Consider the following 10156-nt stretch of genomic DNA (forward strand, 5'->3'; position numbering starts at 1 on the left):
GCAGATTTTACTGAACCTCGGCGTCGACAGGCGCAACGGCATTGCGCCTCTGCAGCAGGCCGAGGATTGTGATGCCCGACAATCCGGTGACGGCGCCCAGCATCGCGGTTCCGGAATAACCTGTCGCCCAAGTGCCGGCGGCAAAAACCAGTGCGCCGATCCCCGCACTCGCAAAGATATTGACGGAGATCAGCGCACTGCCGAGGCCCGGCCGATCGGCGATGAGATCCTGCAGATAGGTGATCGGAAAGCTGATGATCGCCGCAGCACCGATGCCGGCGAGCAAGGTCAATGCATAGAGATGCCATGGCTCGGAGGCAAAGCCGAGAAGGCTGAGGAATAAGGCATAGATGATGGTGCCGGCGGCAAGCGCCGTCATCTGCCCGGTCTTCCGCGCGATCCGCGACCAGACGATGATGAAGACGATCTCCAGCAGGGCGACGATGCCGACGAGAATACCGACATCGCTGAGCGCGCCGTGGGCAGCACCAGTGGCGATCAACGGCAGAAGGGCGTCGTTCAGATGCAGCGTGCTGGTGATCAGCGCGACGCCGGCGATATGCGCCGAAATCCGTGGCGACACCACCTGCCTGAGCGCACCGAGATAGGAGAGATGATGCGCCGCGGCCATCTCCGTTCCCGCCCGCTTCGGCAGGGAAAAGACGATGATCGCCTGGCAGAGCAGGCAGGAGATGGCGGCAAAGAGATAGGCCGGCAGCATGCTCGATGCCCCGGAAAGCACAAGGCCCGTTATGCCCGGGATCAGCACCCAGGAGAGCGAGATCATCGCGCGCACGCCTGAATTGGCCGTCACCATGTCATTCCGGTTCATGCCGTGCATCGCCGCGCGTGCATTGGCAAACAGCAGCGAATTCAGCGCCCCGTAGATCGGCAGCGGCAGCAGCCCGCTGATGATGAAAACCGTCGCGCTCGGAAAGGCATAGACCATGCCGTAACCGACGATGCCGAAGATGCAGGCGCCGATCATCGCCGAACGATACTCGCCGAGCCGATCGGCGAGGTTGCCGAGCAGAACGCTGATGACGACGTTTACCGCCGCCGAGGCGAAGGCCAGGACGGAATAGAGACCGTCGCTCAAGCCCAGTTCGCGGATGCCGACGATGGATCGATAGGGGGCGGTCATCGCGCCCGCCATGCCGAAGGTGAAAATGGCGATCATGCTGGCGCGGATCGCCGGATTGCGGAAGACGTCGGGGAAGAGGCGGCTCATGGGGTCATCAATCGTCAGGAAAATCGGCAAGCGCGGCCGCGGCGGGCAGTCTCGAAAATCATGTCATGTTTCGGTTCGGAGATCGGAGCCTTAAATTTCAATAATGCTCCGATTGCGAGAAGGTTCTCGCCAGTTCGGCCTGGCCGGCCGTCAGGCCGCAATCGACCGGCAGGCAGACCCCTGAGATGGCAGCGGCCAGCGGACCGGCGAGGAAGGCAACCGCATTGGCGACATCGAGAGGATCGACGACCCGCTGCAGCGGATACCAGCGGCGCGCTTCTTCGAAAACATTCGGATTGGTGGCGGCGCGTTTCTCCCAGGCCTGCGTCTTCACCGTGCCGGGTGCAACCGCGTTGGAGCGGATGCCGAACTTGCCGTATTCGACGGCGACCAGCCGGGTGAAATGCAAAAGGCCGGCCTTGGCGGCGCTATAGGCCGGGTGTCCGAAGACATTCATGCCGTTGACCGAGGCGATGTTGACGACGGAGCCCTTTGAAACCTTCAGCATCGGCTCGAAGGCGCGGAAACACAGGAATGCCGCTTCGAGATTGAGCGCATTATCAGCCCGCCAGATTTCGGGCGTCGTCTCGTGCAGGCTGGTGGCCCGCGCCGCACCGGCATTGTTGACGAGGGTCCGCACCACGCCGACGTCGGCAGCCCGTCTGACCAGTTCGGCAATGCTCGCCTCGCTGGTCACATCACATCCGGCGGCCACGAAGCGATCGTCCGGCCCGAGCTTCGAAGCGACGGCAGAAGCAGCGGCAGCATCGATGTCGGCGAGAAACACGACATCGTGCTCATCGGCGAGCCGTGTGGCGATCGCAGCGCCGATATCACCCGCAGCGCCGGTGACGATCGCTATCGACTTCGTCATTTTCTGTCGCTCCCGTTCATGAACCTCAATCTCCAAGCAATTGCCGGTCGTCGCCGTCGCGGTGAATGACGAGCTGCTGCTTGATGCGCCGCAGCGTCGTCGTCGCCTTTGGCTGCACCGCATAAGCGACCAGGCTCGACAGAATATCGACCGTCGCGATGTAGGCGATGCGCGTCGAGGTCGGGCGATAGATATTGTTACCCTCGGGAAGGTCGATCGGCACGACGATTTCGGCGGCCTTGGCAACAGGGCTTGCCGTCTGGGTCAGGGCGATCGTCTTCACCTTGGCGCCGCGGGCGAGCTCGAAGGCCCGCACCAGCTCCAGATTGCGCCCTGAGAAGGACGAACCGATCAACACGTCGCCCGGCCTTGCCGCCGCCGCCATCATCAACTGCATGCTGTGATCGGAGCTTGCGGTGATGCGAAGCCCGAGACGGAAGAGGCGGTTCTGCAGCTCGTCGGCAATCATCGACGAATTGCCGCCCGAGCCGAAGGCATAGATCATATCGGCCTTGGCGATGTGTGAAACGGCGGCTTCGATGGCGGCAAGATCGAGCGACCGGTGCAGCAGGAAGAGCGCGTTCTGGGCCTTGGTGATGATATCCTGGGCGACATCGGCCGGGTCGGTGCTTTTCGATTCCGGTTTCAGATAACGCACGCCGATATGGGCTGTGCGGGCGAGCTGCACCTTGAAGTCGGAAAAGCTCTCGCAGCCCAGCCGGCGGCAAAAGCGGGTGACGGTCGGCGGCGATACCTTAGCCCGTTCGGCGAGCTCGATGATCGAGGCATTCACGGCGAATTCGAAATCGTTGACGATGATCTCCGCGATGCGGCTTTCGGAGGGAGAGAGCCGGCCCTTGTCTTCCTGCAATGTCGAAAAGATATCCAAAGCCGCTCCCGCCCTTATTCCTCACCCATCCTTCTTCTTATAGGCCACGCAGTCGATCTCAACCTTGCAATCGACCATCATCGACGATTGCACACAGGCGCGGGCCGGTGGATGTTCGCCGAAATACTCCTGATAGATCTTATTGAAGGTCCAGAAGTCGCGCGGATCGTCGAGCCAGACGCCGACGCGCACAACATCCTCGACGCCGTATCCAGCCTCCTCGAGGATCGCCAGAACATTGGCGATCGTCTTGTGGGTCTGGGCGATAATGTTGCCGTCGATGATCTCGCCATCTTCCATTGCAACCTGCCCGGAAACATAGAGCCATCCGTCGGCCTCGACCGCACGCGCGAAAGGCAGCGCCTTGCCGCCGGCCCCCGTTTGAACAGTGCCATAGCGCTTGATGGGCATGCTGATGTCCTTGCAAATTATTTTCTTGATAAGTTGACAAAGGACCATAGAAAGCAGAATTTGGCCAGTGAAAAACAGAAATTATGAAAAGAATTTCAATCCGGGGCCGATATGCGCGATCCTTTCCAGAATCCTTTCCCCTCCGACAGCGCCCGGCAGGCGATCTGGGAAATGCTCGTTTTGCGCGATATCGACGCCTTTCTCGCCGCCGACTGGTCGAAGGTGGAGCATGATTTCGTCGAAGAGGGCTTCATCGGCATCGATGCCCAGAAGCAGGTCAGCCCCGACAGGTGGCGGCTGGCCTTTCCGACGCTGTCGGCCTATCGCCAGGAATGGCTAAAGCAGGCACAGGATTTCGCCGAGCAGAGCTTTGCGGAAGATGCACGCACGGCGATCTTCACCACGACGACGCTCGAAGATATCGAGATCGAAGGCGAGATGGCGCTCGTGCGCAAGAAGTTCGACGGCGGCATTACCAAGGCGGACGGCACCCGCGACATCCTGCAATGGCAGACGCTCTATTATTGCAGGCTTCACCAAGGACGCTGGAAAATCTCAGGTTTCACCGGCTACCTGCCGAACCCGATGGGGTAAAGCGGGGCCGACAACACGAAGGCGACTTTTTTGCGCATTTTCACGGCAGCATTGGCGACCGAGACCAATACTTTTTCCCCGATCTGCGTGGATCGCCGCGCATTCGAAGCCTCGCTTTATGCGCCGCCCGGCCAACATCCCGACACCCCGACGCTCTGCACCGCGCCGATCACCGTCGGACGGCGCGTCACCAAAGAGAAAGGTTGGCAGCTGATCGAGGGAACGGCGACCTGGGCCGACCCTGCAGGCCTGGTCAACCGGGCGACCTACGAGGAATTGCGCGACGAAATCCTCGGCCAATTGAGAGCGGCAATGCCGGTCGATGCCGTCGTCATGGGCCTGCATGGCGCCATGGTGGCCGCCGGATACGAAGATACGGAAGGTGATCTTCTCTCCCGTATGCGCGAGATCGTCGGCCCCGACGTGCTCATCTGCGCCGAACTCGATCCGCACAGCCATCTGACGGCAAAACGCGTCGCGGCGCTTAATTTCGCCGTCTATTTCAAGGAATTTCCGCATACCGATTTCGTCGACCGCGCCGAGGACCTCTGGCGCATCGCCGTCGATGCGCTCGAAGGCCGGGTCAAGCCTGTCATCTCGGTGTTCGACTGCCGGATGATCGACGTCTTCCCGACATCGCGCGAACCGATGCGCTCCTTCGTCGACAAGATCATGCGGATCGAGAAGGATGATCCCGATATCCTGTCGATCTCGGTGATCCACGGCTTCATGGTCGGCGACGTTCCCGAAATGGGAACGAAGCTGCTCGTCGTCACCGACGACAAGCCTGAAAAGGGCGCTGATTTGGCGCGCGAGCTCGGCCTCGAATTGTTTTCCAAGCGCGGCACCTTCATGGTCCCGCAGATCGACGAGAAGCAAGCGGTCGCGCGCGCGATGGCTGCAACCGCATGGCCCGTCGTCATCGCCGATGTCTGGGACAATCCGGGCGGCGGCACGGCCGGGGATGCAACCGTTGTTCTCGCCGAACTCATGGCCCGCGGCGTCACCAGTGCGGCGATCGGCACCATCTGGGATCCGGTGGCCGTGCAGATCTGTTTTGCGGCAGGCGAGGGGGCGGAAATTCCGCTGCGCTTCGGCGCCAAATCGGCGCCCGGCACCGGCAATCCGATCGACGGCACGGTGAAGGTCGTCAGGCTGGTGAAAAATGCCGAGATGCAGTTCGGCGAGAGCCTGGCGCCGTTCGGCGATGCCGCCCATATCGTGCTCGATGGCATCGACATCATCCTCAATTCGACCCGCGCCCAAAGCTTCGATCCCAGCCTGTTTTCGGTGATGGGCATCGATCCCAAGAAGCAGAAGATCCTGGTGATCAAATCCACCAATCACTTCTTCGCCTCCTTCTCCCGGATTGCCGCCGAGATCCTTTACTGCTCCGCCGGAACGCCCTATCCCAATAATCCGGCGACGACGCCGTACCGGCGGGCGCCGAAGACAATCTGGCCGATCGTGGCCGATCCCCATGGACGAGAACGCGGAGCCGCCTAGATGCATGATGCCAGCTTTGCCGTCGTCGCCCGGGCAGGAGACAGGATCGCCGATCTCTCGACGCCGCGTTCTGTGATCGACGAGGACAGGCTGGCTGCCAACATTGCCCGCGTTCAATCCTATATGGACGAGCACGGCCTGAACTTCCGCCCGCATATCAAGACGCACAAGATCCCGGCCTTGGCCGTCGCGCAGGTCGCCGCCGGCGCCAAGGGCATCAACTGCCAGAAGGTGACGGAGGCCGAGGTCTTCGCCGAAGCCGGCTTCGGCGACATCCTGATCACCTTCAACATAATCGGACAGCAGAAGCTCGAGCGCCTGGCCAGGCTGAACGAGAAAATCCCGGCCCTCAAGGTCGTCGCCGACAGCGAAACGACGATCGATGGGCTGGCAGCCCATTTCTCCGGCCACAAGCCGCTGACCGTGCTGGTGGAATGCGACACCGGCGGCGGCCGTTGCGGCGTGCAGACGCCTGAAGAAGCTGCCGCGCTCGCGAAACGCATCACTGCTGCCGACGGCCTCACCTTCGGCGGCATCGTCACCTATCCGAAGCCGCAATCGGCCGCCGCCGTCGAAGCCTTCATCACCGATGTGCTGCAACGCCTGCAAGCCGATGGCGTTGAATGCCCGATCGTCAGCAATGGCGGAACGCCAAGCCTGTTCGAGGCGCATCTCGTCAAATCCGCCACCGAACACCGCGCCGGCACCTATATCTACAACGACCGCCAGATGGTGCGCATGGGCCATTGCACCGAGAACGACTGCGCCATGCATGTGCTCGCAACCGTCGTCTCCCGCCCGACCGCCGACCGCGCCGTCATCGATGCCGGCTCGAAGGCGCTGACCTCGGATCTCCAGGGCTTCAGCGATTACGGCCTGATCGTCGGTTTTCCCGAAGCGCGGATCAGCAGCCTGTCGGAAGAACACGGCGTGATCGATCTTTCAAACTGCACCGGTCCCCGGCCGCAGATCGGCGAGAAGCTGTTCATCATCCCGAACCATACCTGCGTGGTGTCCAACCTGTTCGACACGATGGTGTTTCATCGGGGTGGCGTGGTGACGCGCGTCGAGGAAGTCGCGGCCCGCGGTCTCGTCTGGTAAAGGTTGGCTTCGGTTGAGGGCGAAATGAGACTGATCGGCGAAGGCCACGGTATCAGCAAGGATGCAGCCGCTAGTATTGCAAAACGTGCACAGTAGATGACTTCGTTGCGCCAAAGGCGGACACGGACTCTACGCGCGAGTGTCTGCTTGGGGTCAGAAGCGGACTATTGCTTTTTGCTTCCGAGACGGCGGTAGCGGACGTTCTCCTTGCCCATTTTAACAGCGATATGAAATTGCCTTTGGGCCTGGAGGGAGCGCCCACCATCGGTCCGAGATCACGATCATGCCGATGTTTGAGCGGGTTTAATCGTCAAACAAATCTCTTGGACGAGGAGGGGGCACAGAGGGACCTTCGCGTCTCCGACGCTCAGCATCTTCCGCCATCTCTTTCAACAAAATCTGACGCGCTAGTTCTCGCGATTGCAAGAATATCTCTACGGCCGCATTTAGATCCTGATCTTCTAAAAGATCATAGTCTCCGCGTTTCCAGACTTCGGCCGTTCGCTTTACCTCGCTGCCGTCATCCACCTTGGGGAAGAATAGAAATTCGGCGGGTGAGCTTTGATAGTCGGTAAGAGATAGAAAGGCGTCTTCGCAGATTGTTACAAGGAGCCGCCGCTGAAAATCAGTGAGATTGAGTTCGCTCCATCCGCATACGAACAATGGAACAAATTTCCCTTGCTCTCGAATGACACACAGCGGTGATATGGGAACTGCAACATCTCTGGAAACGCGGAACCATTCCTTGCCAAACTCCACAAAGTTATGAGCCGCGTAGCGACGCTCTTCGTCATGCTCAAAGAATGATTTGACTAGGTCTTCGTTCTGCTTCCGCCCAGCAGGAGCGCCCGAATGAGTTGCTACAGCGAGCGCCGTCTCTAAATTGATACCAAGCTGAATACGGTCTTTAATCGCAACATAGCCGGACGAGTAGGTGAAACGAGGTGAACCTTTCACAAAGGAAACAATTGACTTGGTTGTTCTGACCACATCGTCCTGAACGAAACGAACCCAGTTAGGTCCAGAAGGCGGCCTGTCGAGCTTAGCAAGCAGCTTCAAATAGTCGAATGCCATTAGTGCTTTACCGTCCTTTCATACCAACTTTTGATTGCCTCGTCGGAAATCTTCATCGAGGCGTTCGTCTTCGTCTCATGGTTCCAAGTCCTATCCCATGGGCCGCCCTCTATGTGAGATTGAGCGACTAAAGCGCCCGGCGTCATGGAAACATATTTCCTTACAAGCTCTCTTAGAAATTCCTCCTCCTCGCAGGTGAAATGCCACTCTGCATTTTTCTTTCGCCCTGTTTCCGGGTCGAGGTATCTGGCTCTCCCAACTATAGACGCATCGCCGAACTCTCTAAACTCACGGTATAATTCGCGAAATACCGGGCCATATGTCCAAGCTTCAATTTTCGCGGTGACTAACGGACGCGAAAATGCAACCAGAAAGTCTGCATGCAGAAAGTACACAATTTTATTGATATGCAGATTCGAGACATTTCTGCCATGGGCCTCTGCAACATCTAGAACGAAGTTAGCAACCGCGCGAACGTCATACATATTTTAAACTACTTCATTCTCGTTTTGTTCACAATGAGCAAAGCCGTTTTCCCCAAAAATGCTGCCTCTCGTGTTACTGAAACCAACGCCCCTACAAATCGCAGTTATCCGCCGGAAGTGCTTAGGGTCTTCTGACGCGGAATATAGCCGTAACGCCATAAAACGACAAATTTTTATGAAGGGGTATTTAAGTTTCTACGTTTCGGAAGACCCCGTACCGCCATGAGTTGTTCCGGTTAAGCGCAAGCTGCTCAGGGCGGATCTGATGTTCATATTACAACGAGGATCTAACGACGGCCGAAAGGGGTAGCACCCTTCTACATTCACACCGACCGCCCTGCGGAATATAGGGTTTCAGACCTGGTCATTATCTGAGGCGAAGTCTAGCGCGCCGGTAGCGTCCAGTGTGTGGCTTGTCTCGAAGGCATCGGCAGCAGCTTGCCATTGGAACGATAGTGCATCTTGAGAGCCATAAATACTGAAAGCGCTGAGTGCACGCAGAAGCCACGGCAGGTAGACGCCGAAGGTATACTGAGTCACATCAACAAATTTGTCGTACTGAGAAGCGACAGACTCGGAGTCCCTCTCTCCTTTTATCCATTCATCCGGGCGCACGGCAGATTTGCTCTCTTTCGCTTTAGGCAATGCCAAGAACGCTTCCGTAAGGGCGGCTCCCCGCAACCAACATGCCGCTACGGCGGGTATGTCGTTCGCCTTCATAAAGAATCGATTCTTCTTCAACGAAGCAATCTCTCGGACAAGCTGGTTTTCTTGTTCATCCATTGCACCGAAAGCTAGCACGAGATCATACGCTAACGTCGATAAGTCATCCTGGATTTCAAAGAATTTCACATAATCAATCAAGGCGCGGCAGGTAAGTGGGCCGAAACCGGTGCGGTTTGCAGCTTCGCCCAACCTAGTAAGTCGCATAGGGCTTGCAGCCCTCGCAAACGGCTCCCCGTGCGCGTCGCTTAAAAGTTCCTCTCGGGCCTTTTCGAACAATTCATTTGGTGCGGTGCCAAGCGCCGCCGCATAGCTTTGTCCCGCAAAGACGTGTTCCAACTCGTCGACCTCAGTGTTTTCGGGAATGCTTGCAAGCAGCTGTGAGGCAGCAACAGCCATTACCGCCCGTTTGTCGAGTACCTTTGCATTATCATTGGCGAAGACGCTTGCGACCGGCGGCGGGTCTGCGAAAAGCCTAGTTTGAGATCGCCTACGGGTTTGCTCGCTGGTATATTCGAGGCGACCAAGTTGATTGTCGAAGATGATGGTGTCGCCCTCGGTAAACTCGCCAGCTCGACCACATCGCCCAGCGATATTTCGAAACAATAGAGCTGGCATCGGAGCTTGGGTCTCACCAAAGCCGGTTAGCCATTCGAAGATGATAGTGCAACGAAAAGGCAAATCCACGCCCTCGGCGAGTGTCGTTGTCGATGTAACATAAGCCACTTTCCGATTTTTTACTGCATCCTCAATTGCTTCTCGCACTTCAGGGGGAAGAGAGGCGTTATGGTAGGCAACTCCTTTATCCGCCATGTCGGACAACGGTTTCAGGTGAGGGTGGCGTCGACGTATAAATTCCGCGAGGTCTGAAGATGGTTGATCGTTGCCTGTCGGATGTGCCGCTGCGATGGCAGCCGCTAGACCACGCGTACTTGCCTTGGAGCTGCACGCGAGAAGAATTGGACCGCCGAGGGTGTCGTGAAGATATCGCGCTAAATATGCTGCATTTGAGAAGTTTGCTGATCGCTGTGCGTTCATAAGGCCGTACGCTTCTGCGGGTCTCACAAAATGGGGTCGAGGGACATGTTTACCGCCAAGCGGGTCAACCGATTGCTTTCCCTGCGGACGAAGTGGGTCTGTTTGACCTGCCACTGAATTTTCATCCGGCGGCGATTAGAGCCTCGGCGGTTTTGAATACGCCAAGTGGCGCGGTGTGAGCAACCGGCGGAAACGCGAAGCTTTCATCTCGCGCAGCGTTGGAGCCGGTT

General features: G+C 58.2%; 10 protein-coding genes. 3 read left to right on the plus strand and 7 right to left on the minus strand.

Features of this window, described 5'->3' with window-relative positions; translation table 11 throughout:
- Nucleotides 1-7: 7 nt before the first annotated feature.
- The 4 genes from GR197_RS29245 to GR197_RS29260 form a co-directional block, all read right to left on the minus strand.
- On the minus strand, nucleotides 8-1231 hold the full coding sequence (locus GR197_RS29245; protein ID WP_164015959.1) for an MFS transporter: 1224 nt from the start codon (nucleotides 1229-1231) through the stop codon (nucleotides 8-10).
- 97 nt (nucleotides 1232-1328) lie between these two features.
- Complete coding sequence (locus GR197_RS29250; RefSeq protein ID WP_164015961.1) at nucleotides 1329-2105, minus strand: SDR family oxidoreductase; 777 nt, start codon at nucleotides 2103-2105, stop codon at nucleotides 1329-1331.
- Nucleotides 2106-2130: 25 nt separating this feature from the next.
- On the minus strand, nucleotides 2131-2994 hold the full coding sequence (locus GR197_RS29255) for a MurR/RpiR family transcriptional regulator (protein ID WP_164015963.1): 864 nt from the start codon (nucleotides 2992-2994) through the stop codon (nucleotides 2131-2133).
- Between the two features lie 21 nt (nucleotides 2995-3015).
- The gene (locus GR197_RS29260) at nucleotides 3016-3405 is read right to left on the minus strand and encodes a RidA family protein (protein ID WP_126824305.1); all 390 of its coding nucleotides are present in this window, start codon (nucleotides 3403-3405) and stop codon (nucleotides 3016-3018) included.
- Between the two features lie 111 nt (nucleotides 3406-3516).
- Here GR197_RS29260 and GR197_RS29265 point away from each other — a divergent pair, with 111 nt between their 5' ends.
- The 3 genes from GR197_RS29265 to GR197_RS29275 are packed head-to-tail and all read left to right on the plus strand — an operon-like array spanning nucleotide 3517 to nucleotide 6606.
- Nucleotides 3517-3999, plus strand: a complete 483-nt coding sequence (locus GR197_RS29265) for a hypothetical protein (protein WP_164015965.1) — start codon at nucleotides 3517-3519, stop codon at nucleotides 3997-3999.
- A gap of 30 nt (nucleotides 4000-4029) precedes the next feature.
- Nucleotides 4030-5505, plus strand: a complete 1476-nt coding sequence (locus GR197_RS29270; protein ID WP_164015967.1) for a M81 family metallopeptidase — start codon at nucleotides 4030-4032, stop codon at nucleotides 5503-5505.
- A complete protein-coding gene (locus GR197_RS29275) occupies nucleotides 5506-6606 on the plus strand; it encodes a D-TA family PLP-dependent enzyme (RefSeq protein WP_164015969.1) in 1101 nt (366 codons plus the stop codon).
- A gap of 303 nt (nucleotides 6607-6909) precedes the next feature.
- Here the strand turns inward: GR197_RS29275 and GR197_RS29280 are convergent, their stop codons facing one another.
- The 3 genes from GR197_RS29280 to GR197_RS29290 all read right to left on the minus strand — a co-directional run bounded on the left by GR197_RS29280 (nucleotide 6910) and on the right by GR197_RS29290 (nucleotide 9926).
- On the minus strand, nucleotides 6910-7680 hold the full coding sequence (locus GR197_RS29280; protein WP_164015971.1) for a hypothetical protein: 771 nt from the start codon (nucleotides 7678-7680) through the stop codon (nucleotides 6910-6912).
- A complete protein-coding gene (locus tag GR197_RS29285) occupies nucleotides 7680-8165 on the minus strand; it encodes a Panacea domain-containing protein (RefSeq protein ID WP_164015973.1) in 486 nt (161 codons plus the stop codon). The genes GR197_RS29280 and GR197_RS29285 overlap by 1 nt, the downstream gene beginning before the upstream one ends.
- Before the next feature lie 354 nt (nucleotides 8166-8519).
- A complete protein-coding gene (locus GR197_RS29290) occupies nucleotides 8520-9926 on the minus strand; it encodes a helicase-related protein (RefSeq protein WP_164015975.1) in 1407 nt (468 codons plus the stop codon).
- Nucleotides 9927-10156: the final 230 nt, after the last annotated feature.

The organism is Rhizobium phaseoli (assembly GCF_010668805.1).
In the GTDB taxonomy this organism is placed as follows: domain Bacteria; phylum Pseudomonadota; class Alphaproteobacteria; order Rhizobiales; family Rhizobiaceae; genus Rhizobium; species Rhizobium phaseoli_A.

Bases quoted from the DNA above. Each gene is read 5' to 3' on its own strand.
- GR197_RS29245 (WP_164015959.1), bottom strand. From the start codon at position 1,231: ATGAGCCGCCTCTTCCCCGACGTCTTCCGCAATCCGGCGATCCGCGCC.
- GR197_RS29250 (WP_164015961.1), bottom strand. From the start codon at position 2,105: ATGACGAAGTCGATAGCGATCGTCACCGGCGCTGCGGGTGATATCGGC.
- GR197_RS29260 (WP_126824305.1), bottom strand. From the start codon at position 3,405: ATGCCCATCAAGCGCTATGGCACTGTTCAAACGGGGGCCGGCGGCAAG.
- GR197_RS29265 (WP_164015965.1), top strand. From the start codon at position 3,517: ATGCGCGATCCTTTCCAGAATCCTTTCCCCTCCGACAGCGCCCGGCAG.
- GR197_RS29275 (WP_164015969.1), top strand. From the start codon at position 5,506: ATGCATGATGCCAGCTTTGCCGTCGTCGCCCGGGCAGGAGACAGGATC.
- GR197_RS29280 (WP_164015971.1), bottom strand. From the start codon at position 7,680: ATGGCATTCGACTATTTGAAGCTGCTTGCTAAGCTCGACAGGCCGCCT.
- GR197_RS29285 (WP_164015973.1), bottom strand. From the start codon at position 8,165: ATGTATGACGTTCGCGCGGTTGCTAACTTCGTTCTAGATGTTGCAGAG.
- GR197_RS29290 (WP_164015975.1), bottom strand. From the start codon at position 9,926: ATGAACGCACAGCGATCAGCAAACTTCTCAAATGCAGCATATTTAGCG.